This is a genomic window from Streptomyces anthophorae, assembly GCF_049310305.1.
In the GTDB taxonomy this organism is placed as follows: Bacteria; Actinomycetota; Actinomycetes; order Streptomycetales; family Streptomycetaceae; genus Streptomyces.
Genome location: NZ_JBLWQQ010000002.1, coordinates 167,863 through 189,544, shown reverse-complemented (window position 1 = coordinate 189,544; position 21,682 = coordinate 167,863). Strand labels below are relative to the sequence as shown.

Below are 21,682 nucleotides of genomic sequence, written 5' to 3'. Positions count from 1 at the left end.
ACCCTGCAGAGGGGGTGGGTGGTGGTGGCTTCTGTTGGCGCTGAGAGAGCGAGCCAGATGAGTGTCTGAGGTTCGCCGAGGAGCCGGATGCGCCAGACCAGTGGCAGCCTGGATAGGTGTTGTCATTTCTGCGGTGCGGGGCAGGACGAAGATGCGGCTGATGTTGCTGAGGCTGACCGGTTGGGTGCAGCGGGTCAGGCCGATGCCAGGGGCGAGCCTATCCATGCTTCCAGCGTTTCTTAGAATGCGTATCTGCCCCCTTGGTCTGTGGGGTTACTGCGGCGTGTGGAGGCTCTGCTGTGGATTGCGGCTCTCCGCGGCGAAGGACTTTGCCCTTGCGGCCGCCGCCTGAAGTAGGGCTCGGCGCCGATGCCGTGCGCAGGAGTAGAGTGGAAGGACCAAGGGCACTTCGTACACCGGCATCCATGCGGGTCTCGTCCTCGGTGAGCAATGACATCGGGGACGGCCGCGCGTCGGCTCCGAAGACGGGTTCGCATCATGCCCGCGACCGCCCTTTCCTCCCTCGGCTCCACCCCGCCGACTCCTGCTGTCGCCGTCCGGATGGCGCTCAAGTCCCCGACGGGCCGGGGCCTGCTCGACGGCGCCTGGTGGCCCGCCTCCCGCGACCTGGCCGCTGAACTGCCGTCCCTGGCGCAAGCACTCGACCCGCTGTGGGGTCGAATCACCCGGGTCGCGGTCAACCCGATGCTGTGGCCCGTCGTGCCGCGCAAGGTGCCCGTCCAGGGCCGCGTACTGAAGGTCGGCTGGTTCACTCCCGAACTCGACCCGCACAAACTGCTGTTGCTGTCGTACGGAACCGGCCGCTTCGACCTCCTCGTGATTCCACCGGAGACCGCCCCCGCCTCCGCCGCCCGCCTGATGGCCGCGGCGAGCGATCCGGACGGGCCGCCGCTGACCGCCACTGACCTCATTGCCGCCGAGAACGCACGGCACGGAACCCACGATGTCGGCGCGGCGGACCGGCGGCAGAACGCCGAGGAGTCGTGGGAGTACGAGGGCGGCGCGACTTCCAGCCACGCCGTTTCCGGCCCCGTGGTGGCGGGGCGGTGACCGCCGTGGACGCCGCACTGACCGCAGCCGCCTTTCTCGTCCTGGTCAGCATCGCCGCGTACGTGATCCACCGCCTCAACAGCCAGCACGCCGAAAGGATCGCCTTGCGGACCTACAGCCGACCACTGCGCGGCCGCCGGACACCTGCCGAGCGGGCACACGCGGCCGCACCGCCCGCCCCTCCCACCGTCCCGCCCGTTGCTGCCGACCGAAACGACCACCGCGACGGCGGCCGCGGGCGACTGCCGGCACGCCGCCACCGTGACCGCACCACCCACAAGCGGGCCCGCTGAACCGGGCCGCCCTGAACGAACTCTGACCGGAAGTGGAGCTGCGCACGGGCCAGCCCTGCATACGTGCTCGATGAACTGCGCCGCAGGCTACGGCGCGTGCGCGCGGAACTGCGGTGAGCAGCCCTGCTCTCCGTCCACGAACGCAGCCCGGCGCCCGGCTCGCTACTGCATCTGTCAACGCCCCGGCACCAGGCCGGTCGACTTCGACCGCAGTCGGCCATCGACGCGCACCGGGAGGGCATGCTCGCGCCTTTGCCACCCGGGGAGGAGACTGAACAGGTTGGGACGCCACCGAGAGTGTCCCCAAAGCCCCTGGGGGTGAGCGGGGCATGCCTGAGCCGTCGCATGAGGACCGGATGGCATCGGCGTTCGTCGATCTTGCGGACACGCTGGTGCAGGATTTCGACGTCATCAATTTCCTGCATTCCTTGACCGAGCACTGCGTGGACCTGCTGGACATCGCCGCGGCCGGCGTATTGTTGGCGACCCCGCAGGGCCGGCTGGTGGACGCGGCCGCGTCGGACCAACGCACCCGCAAGCTGGAGCTGGCCGGCATCGAGTGGGACGAGGGCCCCAGCCGGGACTGCTTCCACTCCCGCGCCCCGGTGACCGTCGGCTGCCTGGACACTCCAGTGATGCAGACCCGGTGGCCGCACTTCGCCCCGGCCGCCCTGGAGTTGGGATTCACTTCCGTGACGGCGGCCCCGCTGCGGCTGCACGACCAAGTAATCGGTGCACTGAACCTGTTTCGCGACGCGCTCGACCCGCTGCCCGCTGCCCAGGTGCGACTGGGCCAGGCGCTGGCGGACACCGCCACCATCGGCGTCCTTCAACAGCGGGCGGTGAGCGAGCAGATGACCGTGAACGCGCAGCTGCAGGCCGCCCTGGACAGCCGGATCGTCATCGAACAGGCCAAGGGTTTCCTCGCCCACCGCCGCCAGGTCCCCCTGGATGAGGCCTTTCGGCTCATGCGCAGCCACGCCCGCGCCCACCGCACCCGGCTCACCGAGATCGCCCGCCAGGTCCTGGACGGCAGCGCGGATCCGTCGTTGCTGGACTCAGGACAGTGAAGCGCCGCCCGGGTCCGGCTGGGCCCAGTGGGGATTTTTTGTCTCCAGATCATCCACGGAGGGGGTGACAAGGATGGTGGCCCCGGAACGCGTGATGGTGTCCTACCTGCGGGCCATCACCTCGCATCACGGCCCCGGGCTGGGCCCGGTGCCACTTCAGGGGTGCGCCCGGGAACTCGGCCTGGACGGCCTGGCATTGCTGCTGGGGCCCGGTGGCAACCCTCCCGAGCTGGTGCAGTCCTTCGGCGAACACACCGCGGCCCTGGAGGACCTGCAGCGCGTCCAAGGGCAAGGCCCGAGCCTGGACGCGGCCGAGTACGGGCTGCTGATGCTGCTGCCGAAGGTGTCCGATCCCACCGCCTTCGCCCCCACCCGCTGGCCCGGCCTGCCCGTCGCCATCGAGGAGATGGGGGTGGGCGCCGTCTTCGCCTTCCCGCTGCGCATCGGAGTCATCGCCCTCGGCGCGCTCACCGGCCATCGCAACCGACCCGGCTCCCTCAGTCCCGACCAGCTGGCCGACGCCTTCACTCTCGCCGACACCCTCGCCCAGGCCATCATCGCCCAGGCCGCCGGGATGGATGGACCTGAGGCACGGCTGCTGGACGAGCCCGGCCTGCACTTCGCCGAGGTCCACCAGGCCACCGGGATGCTCTCCGCGCAACTGAACATCAGCTGTGCCCAGGCCCTCATCCGGCTGCGCAGCCATGCCTTCAGCCACAACCTCTCCTTGCTGACCACCGCCCGCGACGTCCTGAGCCACCGGCTCCGCCTGGACAACCCGGACAGCCCTTGGCCGTAAGCCTCTCAGCTCGTGACGCCGGACCCGCTGAGAACTCCGGTCTGCACGGGGTCGCTCGCCTGCCGGAAGCTCCTCTTGGCAGAGACGGGTGTCTCAACGCGGGAGGCGGACGTGGATGGTTTTTCCCCGTCCGGGGCCGGGGGTGACGGACACCCCGTCGGCCAGGTGGCGGATCAGGGGCCACCCGAACCCGCCGGTGTCGTCGTTGAGGTCGGCTTCCCGTTCGCGTGGGGGAGCGGGGTTGCGGTCGCTGACCGCGACGTGCACGGCGTCGGTGGTGGCGCTGAGGCGGAGCATGTAGTGGCCGCCGCCGTGCCGTAGGGCGTTGGTGGCCAGTTCGGAGACCACCAAGGCCAGGGTTTCCGCGGTTGCAGGGGCCGGAGCCGGGTCGAGCCCTTCGGCGAAGGCGTGGGCGACGCGGCGTGCTCGTGGGACGCCGGCCGGGCTGTCGTCTTCGAGAGCGACGGAGGGCCTGAGGGCTGCCGTGTCGGTTGTCGTCGTGTCGTTCATGCGTTCACACCTCCACGTGGGTCGGTTGTGCCGCTGAGCCGAGCTTGTGCCCGACGCGTCGGTCTTCAACCCCGACGCCACTCTTCCGTGCGCGCGCGAGACAGAAGTTCCAGCACCACCCATGAAGGAAATCTGTTGCGGCGGGAGTAGACATTGGCGTGTGCGGAGGTTAGTGTTTCTCCCGTAGCCAGGAAGTCCAAGAAGGTGCGGCAGAGACGAACTGCCGTGCAGGCAAAGTCAAGCAGTACGGAACGGCGGCGGAGCGGCAGGGCCGAAAGCGATGGGCCCCGTCACTGGCTGCCGGGCCGCGCGACCCCAGGGGTCGTAGGCAGTACCCGCGATATCCAGCACAACCGAGTAACCCGATGAAGTAAGGAGCAGACGCCATCAGGATCGCCCGGGCGAGGAAGAACGCAGCCCGGGTACCGCAGGCCCCGGATTGGAAGGTGGTCCCCGGTCACGCAACCGCGATCCCCGCAGCCCCGCCCTCCCAGGCGGGCCGACGGAACAAGAAGGCCGGCGCACTGAGCCGGTAGATGGTGTTGAAAGCTCGGGGCCCGGGTGCCAGTACGGCACCCGGGCCCCTCGATGCGGTCCCCGGAAGAAGAGGTCTATGCCCCCTCGCAGTACCCGCCCCGTCGACAAGTTCGACGACGACGACTACCCCGCCTACACCATGGGCCGGGCCGCCGAGATGCTCGGCACCACTCCCGCGTTTCTTCGCGCCCTGGGCGAGCACCGGCTGATCACGCCGCTGCGGTCCGAGGGCGGCCACCGCCGCTACTCCCGCTACCAGTTGCGCATCGCGGGCCGCGCCCGTGAACTCGTCGACGGCGGCACGCCCATCGAGGCCGCCTGCCGCATCATCATCCTCGAGGACCAGCTCGAAGAAGCACAGCGCATCAACGAAGAACTCCGCACCCAGCCCAAGCCCTCGGCCTGACCTCGCACAACCCGCCTCAGCGGTGATTCAGCTCAAGGGGCCCTCAGGTGCCGCGTTACCAACGCCGACGACAGTGTCGTCACGATGCTCATGGCCCGGCAGATGGGTAGATGGGTCACGAGCAGGTCGGGGCCGGGCTTGATGTATCAGTCCAGGCGGGCTGCTTGGCCGCGCGTCATGGCTCTCCCAGCGGCGGTAGCGGCAGGTCGGTCAGTTGCAGGTCGTCGTAGACGATGGCGTGGGCGAGGTCGGCGAGGGTGGTGTTGTGGGTGTGGGCGTGGGCGCGCAGGAGGGCCAGGGCCTGGTCGATGGTGACGGTGTGGCGGTGGCTGATCTTGCCGATGGCCTGGTGGATGACTGCGTCGGTGGGTGCGAACCAGGTGCTGTCGGTGTCGCCCTCGGTGGGGGCCAGGGCGGTTAGGAGGAGCAGGTCGGCGGCCTGGACGTGGGTGAGCGCGGTCTGTCGTTCGCTGCGGGACAGCGGCCCTGGCCGGTCGCGGTAGGCGCACAGCACGATGCCCACGCCTTCCGCCACAAACAGCCCCTGCTGCAGACGGCCGACCACGTCGTCACCAACCACACCCTCGACTGACCACACCGCCACGAGCGCAGTGGTGCCCTCGCGCCTCTCCCACGCCCGGCTGGGTATCGGGCGACCGCCCCCAGGCGCCGACTCGAGACGGCGGCCGCCCCTGCCTCATATGGGGCGGGTCCCGTCCCGCCGACTGGCCGGCGAGACGGGGCCATCGTGGAATGGGGCAACTCGTGGCTCTGCCCCGAACCACGAGACCCGATACAGGGTCCCGCTCCGAGGGAACCCTGCACCTCTGAATGCCACTCGGGCCGCGGTTCAAACCCCCGTCGACTGCAGCCCCGGCCCCGAGCGATTCGCCGGGCGCGATGGTGGAGCCGAGTCACAGTCGGGTGCGTCAGCAGTGAGGCTGCCGCGCTCGCAGAGCATGCGGCTGGTCTCGCGTACGTGCTGGCTCTTCTTGACGGTGGCCCGGGCGGCGCGCCGTATCTCGCGGGCGTGTTCAAGGATGTCCTGCTGCCGCTCCCAGCCCACCGGTCGCTGCTCGTCTCTCATGACGGTCGCGTTCCCGAGGGCCTGCCAGGAATGCGGAATCAACCTCGCCATTTTGTCGTCAACCGGATTCAAGCAGAGGGGAGTTGCGCGACGCCGGGTGTAGTTTCAGGTGGAGACCTGAGCAGGCTGGCGGCCCGCCGCCAGCGGGTCAGGCTGGCAGCGGACCGCCTGCGCGGGGATGAGCGGAGTGCTCCCCTTCAATGCCGCGCCTCCCCGCGCTTCCTGCCCTCGCCGGCACCGGGGGTGCGCGGGAGTCAGGCCCCGGGGTGGAACAGTCCGGGAGGGCGGCGCAGGGTCCGGGCTGCTTTTTGTCGGCGAGGCGGCCTGGACCACTAAACGTGGTGTGGGGCCCAGTTGACCCGGGGACTGGGGGCGTGTGGCGGAGTGCTGTCTGCCCGTGATGGCTCCCGCCATCGACCCACATTAGCGGTGCTGGCGGGTGTAGGACCCCCGTCGGTTCGGGGCTCTCTGGAATTTGCAAGCTGTCAGCACGGGGCGGCCGGGGCGAGACAGACCATGTGAGGCCGGGCGGGGCATATGAGGGCGGGCAGTCGGGTGCCCGGCGCGGACTCGATGAGGCGGGGCACGGCTGCAGGGCGAGGCCGAGGCCGGAAGGCCGTGACTGGCCGAGGTGAGCCCCGGCGGCGTTCGCTCACGGGATGTTGATTATGTCGTCCCTGCCATGCCGCCGTCTGCGGCACACCAGCGGCTCGCGTGAGGAAGCCGGGGCACGTGGACTTGGAACCGCGGCCCCTGTCCTCCCCCTGCAGAAGCCGTACGCACGTCGATGCCCGCCCCAGCGAGCCAGGGCGGGCATCGACGTGCGTACGGCTCAGGCGGGAGTGATGTTCTCCGCCTGCGGGCCCTTCTGGCCCTGGGTGACGTCGAAGTTCACCTTCTGGCCTTCCAGGAGCTCACGGAAGCCGGAAGCATTGATGTTCGAGTAGTGGGCGAAGACGTCCGGGCCGCCACCCTCCTGCTCGATGAAGCCGAAGCCCTTTTCCGCGTTGAACCACTTGACGGTTCCGATGGCCATGCGTCCTCCAAGGGGACTCGAAGTCGGCTCCCGCACCGTGCGGGAGCCGGAGGTGGTCGTCCTGGCCCTCAGAGACTGTGAACAGCAAGGCGCCCGTGAACCTGAGGTTCACGGGCGGTACTTCGGAACCACGACTGCTGACGTGGACGTTACACGGCCCGTACCCGTACCGCTACGGAAGAGAACGAGCCCTCTGGCTGACGCGTAGAGAGGCGGGTGCGTCACCGGCCTGACCTGCAATGAGAACGAACGCCAGCAGCCGTCGCGGCAGCAGGGTGGATCTTCGTGGTCGGTCCGCAGGGCGTCGCAGGCCGCGGCACCGCCCGGTTGACGATCAAGAATGGCGGGGATGAGAGTAGAACACGACCGGCCGCGCAGAGCCGCGGCCCCGGCGCCCGGAGGGGGGCCGGTTGTCCCCGGAGGGGAAGTGACCCGCCATGCGTGCCGCCCAGCACGCCACCCGCGCCGAATACACCCTGGCCCCGACCCCCACCGCGGCCGGCCGGGCTCGATATCTCACCCACAGCTTCCTCACCCGGTCACAGCGCCGACGCAGGGCCATCACCGCCGAAAACCTGGACGACGCAGGACTCATCGTCTCCGAACTCGTCGGAACACCGTCGTCGGCGTCCCGCTTCCTGACCACCTCCCGTCCCCGGGCGTCGGTGCGGATGATGTAGGTCTGCACCAGGAACTGCCGCAGCACGGCGACCGACTCGATCTCGCGGATCCATGCCGGGGCGGTGTCGGACCAGGCGGCCCGGCACAAGGCCAGCGCGTCCTGGCCGAAGACCTGGGCGAGCCGGTCCCGCCCGGTCTTCGAACGTGGCATCGTCCAGCCGTCGACGCGCGGCCCGTAGCGTTCGGCGAACTCGGCGATGTCGATCACCCCGGCCAGCCAGGACGGTGCCGCGACGGCCAGGGCCTCCAGGGCGGCCCGCACGCTCTCCCCGGCCAGCTCGGTACGGTTCAGATCCCGGACCGCGCTGATCACGTGGGTGGAATCGGTGCGCTGCTTGCCGCCGGCCTTGATCAGCCCGGTCGCGCGGCAGTGCTCGACGAGCCTGTCGAACAGGGTCCGTTCCAGGCCGTGCCCGGCCAGCCGGGTGCGGAACTTCGACAGCGCGGAGAAGTCGAAGCCGGTGTCGGACAGTTCCGTGCCCAGCGCGTACTTCCACGACAGACGGTCCCGCGACGCGTCCGCGGCCTGCCGGTCGGTGAGGTTCTCCGTGAACTGCAGCACCGTCACCAGCGCGAGCAGCGCCGGAGACTGGGCAGGAGCACCGCGGTCGGGGAACGCATCGGTGAACAACGCGTCGTCGAAGACCTCGGCCAGATGATCACGCAGGCGCATGGGCAGACTGCCACCAGGGAAGGCGGCGCGGGCCGTCCTGGCGGTCTGTTCAGGAACAGGCGGCAATCCCCCCGGTCGCATGGACACCACACCGACCCCCTGCGGCCGGGGCAGACATGACGACCGCACCAACGATCATGCCGAACTACCCCGCGCCCCTGCAGGCAATTCAGCAACAGAGTCATGCGGTGAGTTCGGTGGGCAGGACGGTCTCGTCGGATTCTGACTCGATCGGGTGGAGGCGAGCCTTGGCGAGGAGATCGAGTCCCATGTAGCGGCGGGCCTCGGTCCATTCGTCGTTCTGCTCGGCCAGCACCGCGCCGACCAGGCGGATCACGGCACTGCGGTCGGGGAAGATGCCGACCACGTCGGTGCGGCGGCGGATCTCCTTGTTCAGCCGTTCCTGTGGGTTGTTCGACCAGATCTGCCGCCAGATCTCACGCGGGAAGGCGGCGAAGGCCAGCAGGTCGTGCTGAGCGGTGTCCAAGTGGGCAGCTGCTTTGGGGAACTTGGCCTCCAACGCGTCAAGGACATGTCGCATCTGGGCCCGAACCGCGTCGGCGTCGGGCTGTTCGAAGACCGTCCGCAGCAGGGTGGCCACCCACGGCTGGGCCGATTTCGGGACCTGGCTCAGCAGATTTCGGGCGTAGTGGGTGCGGCACCGCTGCCACGAGGCTCCGGGCAGCACTGCGCCGATGGCGTCGACGAGGCCGGCGTGGGCGTCGGAGATGACGAGCTGGACGCCGGACAGGCCGCGGGCGATCAGGGAGCGCAGGAAGGCGAGCCAGCCGGCCCCGTCCTCGGCGGTGGCAACGTCCAGGCCGAGGATCTCGCGGTGGCCGTCGGCGTTCACGCCGACCGCGATCAGCGCGTGGACATTGATGATGCGGCCGCCCTCGCGGACCTTCTGGGTCAGCGCGTCGACCCAGATGAACGCGTAAGGGCCCTGGTCCAGGGGCCGGTTGCGGAACGCGATGACCTGCTCGTCCAGGTGCTTGGCCATCGCGGACACCTGGGACTTCGACAGCTGGGTGACGCCAAGGGATTCGGCGAGCTTCTCGACCCGGCGGGTGGAGACGCCGAGCAGGTAGGCGGTGGCGACCACCGAGATGAGGGCCTGTTCGGCCCGGCGGCGCCGCTCGAGCAGCCAGGACGGGAAGTAACTCCCCTGCCGGAGCTTGGGGATGGCGAGTTCGACGGTGCCGGCGCGGGTGTCCCACTCGCGTGGGCGGTAGCCGTTGCGGTGGTTGACGCGTTCGTCGCTGACCTGCCCGTACTCGGCGTTGCACAGGGCGTCGGCCTCGGAGGACATGAGCGCGTCGGCGAACGTCTTGACCATCGCGCGCAGCAGATCGGGACTCGTCGCGGCGAGGTTGTCTTCGGCGAGGGCGTGCAGGGGCACACTGTCTGGTGCGGTCATCGTGCTGATCTCCTTCGAGGCTTCGACACTTCGAAGATCAGCCGGTGGCCGTTCATCTATACGGGCACCATCCCGATGCCGGAGCAAACCCCCGGATCAGGTCGAACCCGTACACCGCTTCCCAGGACGCAACCCCCCAGGTCACCTGGATAGAGATCCCCACCGCGCGACGGAACAGGCAGACCTCACATCGGGGTTGACTCTCAACCCCGAGCGGAAGATCACCCAGTCAAACTGGGAAACCCCAGCTCACAGGAACCCCCACTACGCACAACCCCCAACCGGCAACACCACGAATCTCCCGGACTCGATCCCGCGCTGAGCAGCGATTCTGTACGCCGGGTGACGCAATACCAGACGGCGGCCGTGAACGCCCGGCTGTGCGTGTTCGCGCTCATGGAGGCGCAGGGCGTGCCCACGAGCGAGGCGGACGACCTGGTGGCCGCGCTGGAGGCCGGAGCGGTCGCCGGGGCGCAGTGCCAGGTGGTGGAGCTGGACGGCATGGCGCCGCGCCTTCGTGGCCCTGAGTTCGAGGAGGGCTGGGACAAGGGTGTGACGGCCGTGAGCGAGGCCCTGGTGGGCATCGCGGACCGGGAGTGGTCCCGGCGCGGCGGCCGGTCGGCCCGGGCTGCTGAACTGGCCGTACATATCGCGGACGTCAGGCAGCGTGAGCGGGCCGACCTGATGCGGCTGGAGAGGTATCTCCTCGGCCAGGGCGTCGGCCTGCTCGAATGCGCCCGCCGCCTGAAACTGGCCCTGAACACCGTCAAGCGTTACGCGCGCATGCCCGAACCCCAGGTTCTGCGGATCGCCCTCACCTACCGGCCCACCCTCGTCGACCCCCTACCGCGACCACCACCGCGAACGGCGCGTGGCCGACCCAGCGGTCCCGGTCACCCATCTGCTCCAAGAAGTCTGGGAGTTGGGATATACTGACAGCCCCAACCTGCTGGTCCGCTACGTCAATCAGCGCCGCGCTGAGGGCGAACGCCCGGTAACCACCCCACGCCGAGCCACCCGGGTCCTGCTCACCCGCCCGGGCAACCTGCGCCCGAAGGAAAAACCCCCTTGCTGGAGAAGATCGCCCCAGCCTGCCCGGAGATCGCATCCTCCTGCCCTGACGGCTACTCGGCGTCACCACCGACTACGGGTCAGACCCAGTGACCGTACAGTCCCCATCCAGGCCCGCTCCCCGGCTCCCTACTGACCGCCGACCTGTTCATTGAACTCGGCATGCGGCCCGACGACGCCGACGCGCCGGAGCTGATGATCTCGCCCCCACGACACCTACGACCCCGCTGCCTACCGCCTCCACGGCACCCCGTCAGTCAGACCCTCGACGACGGCGACGTCATCGACCTCGGCGACCGACGCTTCACAGTCCTGCACCTGCCCGGCCACGGCCCCTCGTTCGACGCCACCCGCCTCCGTGAGATCGCCAACACCTACATCACCGACCGAAGCTGATCCCGAGAGTCGCCCGAGTCGGCACGCGAGCGCAGGCGACAGCTAATGTCGCACAGTAGTCGGATTCGGGGGACGGCGCGGCGGAGGTCGGTGCAGCACCGGGTGCTCACTCCGGCGGATGCCGGGGAGGTTGCTTCAGACCGCCGGACGCCAGACCCAGTTCCGCTTCCGCGAGTGTGCGGGCCAGAGCGGCCAGCGGCTGCATGCGGCGGTCGGCACTGGTGTTGATGTAGGCGCCGGCTCCGTCGACCACGGCGAGGATCCGTACGGCGGCGCCCCACGGGTCGGCGCAGCGGAATGCCCCCTCCTGCACGCCTTGCGCGATGGTCCGTTCGATGCGGTGGCACCAGCGCAGCTCCTGGCCGACTACCTGGTCGTGGAGCACTGGGCGGTAGCGGGACAGATGCCGGGCATTGAGCCAGAGCTTGCTGATGTTGTCGAACTCGGTGCCCGAGAGCAGGGTGAAGAAGCGCTGGAAGATGCTCAGGGGGCTGTCGATACCGGGCTCGGCCACCGCCGCATCCGCCTCCGGGAGCAGGCCGTCCAGTTCCCCTGTGGTGGCACTGGTGAACGCCTCGGCCACGAGTTCCTCGATCACCGGGAAGTAGTGGTGGATCAGTCCGGACTGGACTCCGAGGCCGTCGGCGATCCGTTGCCGGGTGACGCATTCAAGGCCTTCCTCGAGCCCGATCCGCGCAGCTTCCGCCACGATCTCGCGGCGGCGCTCCACCGCCGATTTGCGCACTTGCTTCCCAGGACCCCTTGACGCCATGCGAAGGATGCTATTGGCTTTGCAGGCAAATACCAATTGGCTCAACGGCCAATTAATGGTCGCCCCCCCCCGCACGGCTGCCGTCGCGCCGGTCCCGTAGCCGACGGGAACGGCGGGCCTGCGACCGCCTCCACCGTGCGAGCGCCGCCACCGGACGCCCGCTGCACCCGCAGCACATGCTCAGGAGAAGAACGTGGACCACAACCGCGCCGATGCCGGCGAGCTGGCGGAATACGGCTACGAGCAAGAGCTCAGACGCACCCTGTCCGCGTGGGCCGTGTTCGCCCTCGGTTTCGCGACGATTTCGCCTGTGGTCGGTATCTACGCAGTCGTCCAGCTCGGGTTCGTCTTCGCCGGCCCCGCCTGGATCTGGGCGGTCGTCGTCGCCTTCCTGGGGCAGCTGCTCGTCGCCACGGTGTACGCCGAGCTGTCCTCGCAGTTTCCGATCACCGGCGGCGTCTACCAGTGGGTGCGCCGACTCGGCGGGCCGCGGCTCGGCTGGCTGGTGGGCTGGATCTACCTCGCCTCGGCCGTCGCCTCCCTGACCACGGTAGCGTATCTCGGCGCGAGCTGGCTGCATATGCTCGTCAGCGACTCGGAGCTGTCGCCGGCCACCCATGTGCTGCTCGGGGTGGTGTTCATCGCCGTGGCCCTGGGCATCAACTTGCTGGGCGTCAACCCGGTCAAGCACTTCCTCAACGCGGGCATCGTCGCCGAGGGCGTCGCCTCCATCGCCGTCAGTGTGTTCCTGCTGCTTTTCGCGCGACACCACGGCTTCAGCATCTTGTTCGACACCCTGGGCTCGGAGTCCGTGTCGGGCGGTTCCGTCGCGGCGGGGTTCGTGACATGTCTGGCCGTGGCCGGTTGGGCGTTTCTCGGGTTCGACGCGACCACGCAGGTCGCCGAGGAGACCGAGCAGCCGCGGCGTAGCGTACCCAGGGCGCTGCTGCGCTCGTACGTGTTCGTGGCATTCACGGTCATGCTGACGTCGATCGCCGTGACGTTCGCGCTGCGGCGCCCCGAGGACGCCGTGTCCGGGAAGACCGCGGACCCCGTCTTCGACGCGGTGACGCAGAGCCTGGGCGGCTGGAGCGAGAAGCCGTTCATCGTCGTCGTGCTGATCGCGTTCTTCGCCTGCGCGATCTCGATCCAGACCTACATCGGGCGGGCCGTCTACGCCTTCGCGCGGGACCGGCAGCTGCCTTGCTCCACCCAGCTCGCCAAGGTCGGCGAGCGCCAGATCCCCTGGGTCTCGCTCACCTTGACCGCCGTGCTCGCCGGCCTCGGTCTGCTGCTCGGGCTCAACGGCAACGCGGCCGCCACGTTGATCTCCTTCGGGTCCGGCGGCTTCTACTTCATCTTCCTCACCGTGGCCCTTGTCGCGCTCGTCGCACGCCTGCGCGGCCGCTGGAATCCCGCCGAGGGCGATTTCCGGCTCGGCCGGGCCGGTCTGGTGATCAATGTCCTCGCCGTCGCGTGGCTGTTGCTCGAGGCGGTCAACATCGCCTGGCCGCGCACCGAGCTCGCCCCGCCCTCGGGAAGCTGGATCCAGGTCTGGGCGGTGGTCCTGGTCTTCTCCGCGCTGCTCGTCCTCGGCCTGGCCTACGTCGTCGTCGCCAGGCCCCACACCCGCCTCTCCCCCGACCTGCCGACCGTCCCCTCGACCGAAGAAGTTAAGGCTCACTGATGTCCGCGCACCTGTCCCCCGCCATCGCCTACGACCCCGTCGTGGGGCTGCACACCCGCCTGATCTCGCACCGGCCCGCCGGGCCGGGCGAGGTGGAGATCGATGTCCGCGCGGCCGGGGTGTGTCACTCCGATCTGCACATCCTGACGGGCGACTGGCCCAGCGACCGCCCCCTCGTCCTGGGGCACGAGGCCGCCGGCGTGGTCACGCACGCGGGCGAGGGCGTCAGCGCGGTGAAGCCGGGCGACCACGTCGTCCTCTCCTGGTTCGCGCCCTGCCGCCGCTGCCGCAAGTGTCTGGCCGGCATGGCCTGGCTGTGCACCGGCACCCAGGCCGTCGCGAACACCCTGCCCGACGGTACGACGCCCATCACGGACGCTGAGGGCAAGGAGGTCTGGCCGTATCTGGGACTCGGCGCGTTCACCAGCCGTGTCGTCGTCCCCGAGTCGGCCACGGTCAAGGTGCCCGACGAGCTGCCGTTCGGGATCGGAGCGCTGCTGGGCTGCTCCATCTCCACCGGCATCGGCGCGGTCATGAACACCGCCGGCGTCCGGCCCGGTGAGTCCGCGGTCGTCGTCGGCGTCGGCGGGGTCGGCCTGTCTGTGGTGATGGGGCTGCGCCTGGTGGGCGCCGACCCCGTCATCGCCGTCGACCTGTCGGCGGAGCGCCTCGCCGCCGCCGCGCGCTTCGGGGCGACCCGCACGCTCGACGCCGCCACGACCGACGTGGCCGCCTGGTGCCAGGAGGAGCTTGGCGGAGTCGACTTTACCTTCGAGGCCATCGGCAGCACCAAGGTCATCGAGACCCTCCCGGGCATGCTCACCTCGGGCGGGGCGGCCGTCCTGGTCGGTATGGCCGCGGCCGATGCCACGGGAGCGTTCAACCTCTTCGACCTCGCCGATCAGGGCAAGCGCATCCTCGGCTGCAACTACGGCTCCAGCGTCGGCGCGATCGACATCCCCAAACTGGCCCGCCTCTACCTGGCCGGCCGGCTGCCGCTGGACGAGCTGATCGGCAACGTCCGCCCGCTGCACGAGGCAGCCGCCGCCTTTGCAGACCTCAAGTCGGCCGTCGGGGCCCGCACCATCCTCGAGCCGTAGCACCACCGCCTGGACCCGCCCGCACGTGCGCGGCCTGCCCGAAGAGCCCCCTACCCCTGCCCGCACTGCCTGGAGAATTCGATGTACGCCGTCACCGACCCGGCCACCGGACAGACCGTCCAGACCTATCCGACCGCCACCGACGCCGAGGTGACGGCGGCGGTTGACGCCGCTCACGCCGCCACCGCATGGGGACGCAGTAGTTTCCGTGTCCGAGCGTGCCGCGCTGCTGCACCGACTGGGGGATCTGCACGCCGAGCACCGTGCCGAACTGGCGGCCAGCATCGTGCGCGAGATGGGCAAGCCGCTCGACGAGGCGGAGGCAGAGATCGACTTCTGCATCGACATCTACCACTACTACGCCGACCACGCCGAGGAGTTCCTCGCCGACGAGGAACTGCCCGTGGCCTCCGGTCCGGGCCGCGCCGCCATCCGGCGCAGCCCCGTGGGGGGCCTGCTCGGCATCATGCCCTGGAACTTCCCCGCCTACCAGGTTGCCCGGTTCACCGCCCCGAACCTCGCCCTGGGCAACACCATCGTCCTCAAGCACGCCCCGCAGTGCCCGGCCACCGCGGCGCTGCTCGAGCGGCTGATCGCCGAGGCCGGCTTCCCCGTCGGCGCATACGTCAACGTATACGCCACCAACGAGCAGGTTGCCGAGGTCATCGCCGACCCGCGCGTCCACGGCGTGTCCCTAACCGGCTCGGAGCGGGCCGGTGCCGCGGTGGCCGAGATCGCCGGACGGCACCTGAAGAAGGTCGTCCTCGAGCTCGGCGGCTCCGACCCGTTCATCGTGCTGTCCACCGACGACCTCGACTCCGTCGTCGACGCCGCCGTCTCCGCCCGCCTCGACAACACCGGACAGGCCTGCAACGCCGCCAAGCGGTTCATCGTCGCCGACGGGTTCTACGACAGCTTCGTGGAAAAGTTCACCACCGCGCTCCTCGAGCGACAGTCCGGGGCGCCGCTGTCCTCGCTCGCCGCCGCCGACACCCTCGAGCGTCAGGTGGCCGCCGCCGTCGCGGAGGGCGCGACGCTGCACACCGAGGGCGAACGCCGCGGCGCCCACTTCCCTGCCGGAATCCTCACCGGCCTCACCACCGAGCACGCCACGGCACACCAGGAGCTGTTCGGCCCGGTCGCCATGGTTTTCCGCGCGGCCGACGAGGCAGACGCACTGCGGATCGCCAACGACACTCCGTACGGCCTCGGTTCGTACGTCTTCACCACGGACCCCGCCCAGGCCGCGCGCGTCGCCGACGGCATCGAAGCGGGCATGGCCTTCGTCAACGGTGTCGGTGCCGAGGGTGCCGAGCTGCCCTTCGGCGGCATCAAGCGCTCCGGCTTCGGCCGGGAACTGGGCCGCCTGGGCATCGAGGAGTTCGTCAACAAGAAGCTCGTCCGCACCGTCGCGTAGGCGGCGACAGGCCTGGTGCCGCGGGCCGGACAGCATTCACACCTGCGCCTTCCGGCCCTTCCCCCATCTCGATCGTCACGATGGACCTGGCCATCGCGGCGAACAGGCTGCGCAAGTCCTACAGCGGACGTGTCGGTTGGAAGACCCCCGCCGAGGTCTTCGAGGAGCAGCTACGCTCACAACAGCAGCCCGGTGGCTTCGTTCACTTCAATCGGCATCACTCAACGGCTGACGAAGCCTCGTTCACCGACCACGACCGGCAAGATCGAACGCTTCCACAAGACTCTTCGGCGCGAGATGCTCGACCACTCCGGCCCCTTCGCCGATCCGGTGGCCGCGCAGTCGGCGATCGACGCCTGGGTCCACGCCTACAACCACACCCGGCCGCACCAGTCGCTCGAGATGGCCACACCGTGGGGAGTTCGGGTTCACGGGCGGATGAGGGCCTTGAGTACCTGGCGGTCGGCCATGGCCTGGTAGGCGTCCGGCGTCTGGTCGAGGGTGTAGGTGCGGTCGAAGACGCGGCCGGGGGCGATGGTGCCGTCCAGGACGTCGGGCAGCAGCTGCTCGATGTAGGCGCGGGCTGGGCTGGCGCCGCCGGTCAGCGTGATGTTCCGCATGAACGCGGAGGGCCCGATCGGTCCCTGTTCGTATTGCGGCACGCCCAGGCGGCTGATGGTGCCGCCGTCGAGGACGGCGCCGAGCGCGGTGTCGAGGGCGGGGCGGGTGCCGACGGCCTCGATGACCTTGTCCACGCCGCCGGTCAGCTCACGGATGCGGGCGATGCCCTCGTCGCCGCGCGCGGCGACGACATCGGTGGCACCGAAGTATCGGCCCAGGTCGGTGCGGGCTTCGTGGCGGCCGGCGAGCACGATTCGTTCGGCGCCGAGCCGTTTGGCGGCGATGACCGCGCACAGGCCGACCGCTCCGTCGCCCACCACGAGAACTGCGTTGCCGCGGGTGACGCCGGCAGTGACGGCGCCGTGGTGGCCGGTGGTCATCACATCGGACAGTGCCAGCAAGGAGGGGACCAGTGCGGAGTCCGCGGCCACGGGCAGCTTCACGAGGGTGCCGTCTGCATACGGGACGCGGACGGCTTCGCCCTGTCCGCCGTCGACTCCGTCGAAGCCGTACCGGCCGCCGTTGCGGCATGAGATGTGCAGGCCCTTGGCGCAGTAGTCGCAGGTGTTGTCGCTGTACGTGAACGGCGCCACGACCAGGTATCCCGCCTGGAGGCCGGTCACGTCCGCGCCGGTCTCCTCCACGACGCCGAGGAACTCATGTCCCATGGGCCGTCCGGTGTCGGTGGCGGGCATGGAGGCGTAGGGCCACAGGTCGCTGCCACAGACACAGGAGGCGGCCACCCGGACGACGGCGTCGGTGGGCTGGACGATCTTGAGGTCGGGCCGGTCCTCGACGCGGACGTCTCCGGCTCCGTACATCACTGCTGCACGCATGAGGGGTGCTACTCCAAACGGGGGTCGTGCTGAGTTCTCGGGACGTCCGGTGTCAGCGTTCGAGCATCCGGGCCTGGGCCTCGGTGTGCGTGGCGCCCGCGGCGGGCGGCAGGCTGGAGAGCCGCTGCAGCTGCTCGGCGGTCAGCCGGATGGCGTCGGCGGCGGTGTTCTCCTCGACGCTGGCCACGCGCTTGGTGCCGGGGATCGGGGCGATGTCGTCGCCCTGCGCGAGCAGCCAGGCCAGCGCGACCTGACCGGGTGTGGCACCGGCCTCGTCGGCCAGGGCCTTGACCTCGTCGGCCAGTGCCAGGTTGCGCTGGAAGTTCTCCCCGGTGAAACGCGGGTTGTCGCGCCGGAAGTCGTTCTCGTCGAATTGGTCGGTGGAACGCACCGTGCCGGTGAGGAAGCCGCGACCGAGCGGGGAGAACGGCACCAGGCCGATGTTCAGCTCCCGCAGCACGGGCAGGATCCGCTCCTCGATACCGCGGGTGAACAGGGAGTACTCGGACTGGACCGCGGTGACCGGCTGCACGGGGTGGGCGCGGCGGATCGTGTCCGGGCCCGCCTCCGAGAGCCCGAAGGCGCGCACCTTGCCCTCGCTGATCAGCTCGCCCACGGCGTCGGCGGTCTCCTCGATCGGCGTGTTCGGGTCGACGCGGTGCTGGTAGTACAGGTCGATGTGGTCGGTGCCCAGACGCTTGAGGGAGCCCTCGACCGCGGTACGGATGTTGGCCGGACTGGAGTCGAGATTCCAGGCACCGTCGCCGCCGTGCGAGACCAGCCCGAACTTCGTGGCCAGCACCACCTGGTCCCGGCGGCCCTTCAGCGCACGCCCCAGCAGCACCTCGTTGGTGTAGGGGCCGTAGATCTCGGCGGTGTCGATGAGCGTGACGCCCAGCTCCAGGGCCCGGTGCACGCTCCGGATCGACTCCGCGTCATCAGTGCCGGAGCCGGTGTAGCCATGGGACATGCCCATGGCGCCCAGCCCGATCCGGGATACCTCCAGCTCACGCAGCTTGATGTAGCGCATCTCGCCCTCTTCGATGGTGGCGTCACCCGACCCCCTGAGCGTCACCCGGGGTGCCGGCGTCTTGCTCATTCAGCTTCGCCCGGATTGCAGCGATGTGGCAGGGCGGGCTCTTCGGGGGTAATGACAGGGCCCCTCTCCAGGCTGCCCAGCAGTTGCGCGACGCGTGAGACTGGAGTCATGGCAGCGACGAGCGCACACAGCGAGGGCGACGAGCTGGGCCGCTACCTGCGCGCCCGCCGCACCCAGACCAGCCCCGAACACGTCGGCCTGACCGTCGGCGCCGGCGTCCGCCGCACCCCCGGCCTGCGCCGCGAGGAGCTCGCCACCCTCGCCGGCATCAGCATCGACTACTACGTACGCCTGGAACGCGGCAAGGAGACCCGCCCCAGCCCCGCCGTCCTCGACGCGCTCGCCCGCGCCCTGCGCATGGACGACCAGGAACACCAGCGCCTGCGCGAGCTCGCCGCCCGCGCCGCCCGCTACGTCGGCGAACCACCACCCGCGCCCAGCCGCACCGTACGACCCCACCTCAAACTGCTGCTCGAGTCACTGCGCCCCAACCCGGCCTACGTCATCAGCCGCAGCATGGACATGCTCGCCTGGAACCCCGGCGGCCTCGCCCTGTACGCCGGCCTGGACGACTGGCCGGTCAAACACCGCAACCTCGCCCGGTACCTCTTCCTCCACCCCGCAGCCCGCGACCTCTTCCCCGACTGGGACCGCCAGATCAACGCATGCGTCGCCCGCCTGCGCGCCACCGCCGGCACCGCACCCGACGCCCCCGACCTCACCAACCTCGTCGGCGAACTCCTCCTGAAGAGTCCACACTTCGCGGGACTGTGGGAGCGCTACGAGGTCACCGGGCGCAAACCGGCCCACAAAACGTTCCAGCACCCGCAGGTCGGCACTATCACCCTCACCTCTCAGTCCCTGCACGTCGAAGGCACCCCAGGCCAGCGCATCGGCGTCTACACCGCCGAGCCAGGCACGCCTGACCACGACGCGCTGCTCCTCCTCGACATGACCGCGCCCCAGCCGTCCCCCAGTAACACCGGAACACAGCCACACTCCTCCAGCAGCTGAGGGAAAGGCCACGCTCCTGAGACATCGCGGCCAGGCCACAACGTGAGACGGGTAAAAGAAGTACTGATCAGGGGCATGACGGCTGACACACGCCACGAGATCCCACAGGGATTGTGGGATCTCAGATCCCGTGGCCGAATCTCGGGGGAAGTGGCCAGGCCGTGTCCGAACGGCCATGGATGTGAGACTGCCTGGTCAAGCCTGTTCACTCTTTGGAGTGAGACAGACGTGACCGAGAGCTCTTATGGACAGTCTCCTGGCTGGGAGGTCGGTCGGCATCCGGCCCGCGCTGGGGGACGCCATGGACAGCGCGGCGATCACTCTCAGTATTCGCCGTATCGATGGTGCCGTCGACGAGGTCCGGGACCGGTCGTCAGCTTTGCTCGATCTGCGGTCGGCCGCACCGTGGCGGACCTTTCGCTGGCACCTCGGACAGAGGCACTACGCGGGAACGTACTGGTCAGCAACGACAAAGAGCCATGTGCTCTACGAATCACGTCTCGAACTTGCACGCCTGCTCTTCGCCGACTTCGACCCCTCCGTACACGGCATCGTGGCGCAGCCGTTTCTCCTGACGGCCGTGGTCGATGGGAGAGTCCGTAAGCACGTTCCAGACTACTTCCTGGACACGGAGCGTGGACCTGTGGTGGTGGACGTCAAACCCCGTCGTCGGCTGGCGGACCCGGAGGTCGCTTCGACCTTCACGTGGACTCGGCAGGTGCTGACGGAGCTCCAATGGCACTACGAGGTATGGAGCGAGCCCCCTGCGGTCGAACTGGAGAACATCCGCTTCCTTGCCGGGTTCCGCCGCGAGCGGCTATTTGCACCTGACCTTCTGGACGAGCTCCGTGGCATCGATCTTGAAGGTGTACCGATCGGCACCACTGCTGTTCGCCTCCCCGAACGCGCGGAGCCGTGCGTACGTGCCGCAGTTCATCACCTGCTGTGGAGGCGCGAGTTGGCAACGGACCTCACTGATCGGCTGCGTCCTTCGTCGGTGTTGAGGAGGACGGCGTGAGCAGCTCCCATGGCCGGATCGGGGTTGGCACGCGTTTCCAGTACGACCGAGATGCCGTCGAGGTCGTCGAGATGTCGGCTACGGCGGCGGGCAACGAGGTGATCCTCCGGAACGATCGGGGGCAGGTGCTGCGCCTGGCGCTGAAGGAGCTGTTGTTCTCCGACCAAGCGCAGCTGATCCCGGAGCAGTCCGGGCCGACGGCTACCTACGTTGAGCGGATCACTTCCGTATGTACTGCGGGGTGGCCGCCCCGGCCAGCGGCCAAAGACCGGCGAGTGGGCCCGGGGCGGGATAAGACAGGAAATCGGGATCAAACAGCCCTCTGTCGCCTCACGGCGAACCGGTGGCCCGCCTCTCACTTCAGTGCCGCCCTGCCAGCCTCCGAGAACCGTCATGTAACGGCATCAGGCTGGGCGAAATGCCCAGTAAGGCAATTGCATCGGCTTGGGCAGCCCCCGTCGAACAGCGTTCCGGGCCCTTCCCAGAACGCTGTTCGACGGCTTGACACGCTCAAGGAGAGCACTCAGGAATACACCTGCGTACGCAACAGCCTCATCAAGACAATCGACTGAGTCACCAGCTCCGCGTGCGCCTACCGCACCAGATACATCCTGATGGTCACCGCCCTTGTATCCTCGGATCGGGCCAGCCCCACGAAGACCGAAGCGGCGAGCCAGCGGTGGGGTGGGGCGTCGGTACGGAACACGGGGGATGTGCGGTAGTAAATGCCGGCGTGTGAGATCTGGAGGCCGGCGTCATACTGGTCTGGGCTGTCGGTGTCTTCGTGGTAGTAGCCGCGGTTGACGATGTCGATGATGGCGCCGTCCTGCGCCTCGATGAGATATCGCGCGTCCAACTGGCAGACCGTACCGCGTGTGCTGCTCCAGTCACCGCCCCCGGGCAGCACCTTCCCGCGGAGCAGCGGTCCGTCCACCGTGCCGCCGGTGATCGGGGTGAATTCGGTGACTTCGCCGTCGCCGTGGCCGATGTGCATGGAGGGGGCGAGTTCGGCTCGGATCTCGAAGGCGAATGTGAGGGCAGGGGTGGATGTCATGGGTGGATCTCTCC

20 protein-coding genes and 3 pseudogenes are annotated in these 21,682 nt (G+C 69.1%); 14 read left to right on the top strand and 9 right to left on the bottom strand.

Annotated elements, in window-relative coordinates; translation table 11 throughout:
- Nucleotides 1–498: 498 nt before the first annotated feature.
- From ACNYS0_RS43870 to ACNYS0_RS43855, 4 genes are all read left to right on the top strand, one after another.
- Nucleotides 499–1,071 carry a DUF5994 family protein gene (locus tag ACNYS0_RS43870; protein ID WP_422405021.1) on the top strand — a complete coding sequence of 191 codons (573 nt, stop codon included), beginning with the start codon at nt 499–501 and terminating at the stop codon, nt 1,069–1,071.
- Nucleotides 1,068–1,364: a hypothetical protein gene (locus ACNYS0_RS43865; protein ID WP_422405020.1), complete on the top strand. Its 297-nt coding sequence runs from the start codon at nt 1,068–1,070 to the stop codon at nt 1,362–1,364. Before ACNYS0_RS43870 ends, ACNYS0_RS43865 begins: the two co-directional genes overlap by 4 nt.
- A 329-nt stretch (nt 1,365–1,693) precedes the next feature.
- On the top strand, nt 1,694–2,434 hold the full coding sequence (locus ACNYS0_RS43860) for an ANTAR domain-containing protein (protein WP_422405019.1): 741 nt from the start codon (nt 1,694–1,696) through the stop codon (nt 2,432–2,434).
- A gap of 73 nt (nt 2,435–2,507) precedes the next feature.
- Entirely contained in the window at nt 2,508–3,233 is a 726-nt protein-coding gene (locus ACNYS0_RS43855) for an ANTAR domain-containing protein (protein ID WP_422405018.1), read from the top strand.
- A 93-nt stretch (nt 3,234–3,326) separates the two neighbouring features.
- On the opposite strand, the gene ACNYS0_RS43850 is transcribed toward ACNYS0_RS43855, so the two are convergent.
- Nucleotides 3,327–3,743: an ATP-binding protein gene (locus ACNYS0_RS43850; protein WP_422405017.1), complete on the bottom strand. Its 417-nt coding sequence runs from the start codon at nt 3,741–3,743 to the stop codon at nt 3,327–3,329.
- A 613-nt stretch (nt 3,744–4,356) separates the two neighbouring features.
- Between ACNYS0_RS43850 and ACNYS0_RS43845 the strand changes: the two genes are divergently transcribed.
- The gene (locus ACNYS0_RS43845; RefSeq protein WP_422405016.1) at nt 4,357–4,686 is read left to right on the top strand and encodes a MerR family transcriptional regulator; all 330 of its coding nucleotides are present in this window, start codon (nt 4,357–4,359) and stop codon (nt 4,684–4,686) included.
- Between the two features lie 175 nt (nt 4,687–4,861).
- Here the strand turns inward: ACNYS0_RS43845 and ACNYS0_RS43840 are convergent, their stop codons facing one another.
- From ACNYS0_RS43840 to ACNYS0_RS43825, 4 genes are all read right to left on the bottom strand, one after another.
- The gene (locus tag ACNYS0_RS43840) at nt 4,862–5,221 is read right to left on the bottom strand and encodes an ANTAR domain-containing protein (protein ID WP_422405015.1); all 360 of its coding nucleotides are present in this window, start codon (nt 5,219–5,221) and stop codon (nt 4,862–4,864) included.
- Nucleotides 5,222–6,605: 1,384 nt separating this feature from the next.
- Nucleotides 6,606–6,809 (bottom strand): cold-shock protein, encoded by a 204-nt coding sequence (locus ACNYS0_RS43835; RefSeq protein ID WP_422405014.1) that lies wholly within the window; start codon nt 6,807–6,809, stop codon nt 6,606–6,608.
- A 334-nt stretch (nt 6,810–7,143) separates the two neighbouring features.
- On the bottom strand, nt 7,144–8,163 hold the full coding sequence (locus ACNYS0_RS43830; protein WP_422405013.1) for a transposase: 1,020 nt from the start codon (nt 8,161–8,163) through the stop codon (nt 7,144–7,146).
- Between the two features lie 181 nt (nt 8,164–8,344).
- On the bottom strand, nt 8,345–9,583 hold the full coding sequence (locus tag ACNYS0_RS43825; RefSeq protein WP_422405012.1) for an IS256 family transposase: 1,239 nt from the start codon (nt 9,581–9,583) through the stop codon (nt 8,345–8,347).
- Between the two features lie 702 nt (nt 9,584–10,285).
- Between ACNYS0_RS43825 and ACNYS0_RS43820 the strand changes: the two are divergent.
- Both ACNYS0_RS43820 and ACNYS0_RS43815 read left to right on the top strand, forming a co-directional pair.
- Nucleotides 10,286–10,690, top strand: a pseudogene (locus tag ACNYS0_RS43820) (ISL3 family transposase); the annotation flags it as partial.
- Nucleotides 10,691–10,816: 126 nt separating this feature from the next.
- Nucleotides 10,817–11,050, top strand: coding sequence for a hypothetical protein (locus ACNYS0_RS43815; RefSeq protein WP_422405011.1), 234 nt, complete (start codon nt 10,817–10,819; stop codon nt 11,048–11,050).
- A 106-nt stretch (nt 11,051–11,156) separates the two neighbouring features.
- On the opposite strand, the gene ACNYS0_RS43810 is transcribed toward ACNYS0_RS43815, so the two are convergent.
- On the bottom strand, nt 11,157–11,795 hold the full coding sequence (locus ACNYS0_RS43810) for a TetR/AcrR family transcriptional regulator (protein WP_422405010.1): 639 nt from the start codon (nt 11,793–11,795) through the stop codon (nt 11,157–11,159).
- A gap of 220 nt (nt 11,796–12,015) precedes the next feature.
- Here ACNYS0_RS43810 and ACNYS0_RS43805 point away from each other — a divergent pair, with 220 nt between their 5' ends.
- The 4 genes and pseudogenes from ACNYS0_RS43805 to ACNYS0_RS43790 form a co-directional block, all read left to right on the top strand.
- Complete coding sequence (locus ACNYS0_RS43805) at nt 12,016–13,509, top strand: APC family permease (RefSeq protein WP_422405009.1); 1,494 nt, start codon at nt 12,016–12,018, stop codon at nt 13,507–13,509.
- Entirely contained in the window at nt 13,509–14,609 is a 1,101-nt protein-coding gene (locus tag ACNYS0_RS43800) for an alcohol dehydrogenase catalytic domain-containing protein (RefSeq protein WP_422405008.1), read from the top strand. Before ACNYS0_RS43805 ends, ACNYS0_RS43800 begins: the two co-directional genes overlap by 1 nt.
- A gap of 81 nt (nt 14,610–14,690) precedes the next feature.
- Nucleotides 14,691–16,026 (top strand): annotated as a pseudogene (locus tag ACNYS0_RS43795) (NAD-dependent succinate-semialdehyde dehydrogenase).
- Nucleotides 16,027–16,239: 213 nt separating this feature from the next.
- Nucleotides 16,240–16,440, top strand: a pseudogene (locus ACNYS0_RS43790) (integrase core domain-containing protein); the annotation flags it as partial.
- A gap of 14 nt (nt 16,441–16,454) precedes the next feature.
- On the opposite strand, the gene ACNYS0_RS43785 reads toward ACNYS0_RS43790, so the two are convergent.
- Together ACNYS0_RS43785 and ACNYS0_RS43780 are read right to left on the bottom strand one after the other, a co-directional pair.
- Nucleotides 16,455–17,483, bottom strand: coding sequence for a zinc-binding dehydrogenase (locus ACNYS0_RS43785; protein ID WP_422405007.1), 1,029 nt, complete (start codon nt 17,481–17,483; stop codon nt 16,455–16,457).
- A gap of 52 nt (nt 17,484–17,535) precedes the next feature.
- Nucleotides 17,536–18,513 carry an aldo/keto reductase gene (locus ACNYS0_RS43780; RefSeq protein ID WP_422405066.1) on the bottom strand — a complete coding sequence of 326 codons (978 nt, stop codon included), beginning with the start codon at nt 18,511–18,513 and terminating at the stop codon, nt 17,536–17,538.
- Between the two features lie 177 nt (nt 18,514–18,690).
- Here ACNYS0_RS43780 and ACNYS0_RS43775 point away from each other — a divergent pair, with 177 nt between their 5' ends.
- The 3 genes from ACNYS0_RS43775 (at nt 18,691) to ACNYS0_RS43765 (ending at nt 21,186) form a co-directional block, all read left to right on the top strand.
- Nucleotides 18,691–19,596, top strand: coding sequence for a helix-turn-helix transcriptional regulator (locus ACNYS0_RS43775; protein ID WP_422405006.1), 906 nt, complete (start codon nt 18,691–18,693; stop codon nt 19,594–19,596).
- A gap of 301 nt (nt 19,597–19,897) precedes the next feature.
- Nucleotides 19,898–20,614: a TnsA-like heteromeric transposase endonuclease subunit gene (locus tag ACNYS0_RS43770; RefSeq protein WP_422482944.1), complete on the top strand. Its 717-nt coding sequence runs from the start codon at nt 19,898–19,900 to the stop codon at nt 20,612–20,614.
- Nucleotides 20,611–21,186 carry a hypothetical protein gene (locus ACNYS0_RS43765; protein ID WP_422405004.1) on the top strand — a complete coding sequence of 192 codons (576 nt, stop codon included), beginning with the start codon at nt 20,611–20,613 and terminating at the stop codon, nt 21,184–21,186. The genes ACNYS0_RS43770 and ACNYS0_RS43765 overlap by 4 nt, the downstream gene beginning before the upstream one ends.
- A 20-nt stretch (nt 21,187–21,206) precedes the next feature.
- Here ACNYS0_RS43765 and ACNYS0_RS43760 read toward each other — a convergent pair whose 3' ends face one another.
- Nucleotides 21,207–21,668 (bottom strand): DUF3237 domain-containing protein, encoded by a 462-nt coding sequence (locus tag ACNYS0_RS43760; protein WP_422405003.1) that lies wholly within the window; start codon nt 21,666–21,668, stop codon nt 21,207–21,209.
- Nucleotides 21,669–21,682: the final 14 nt, after the last annotated feature.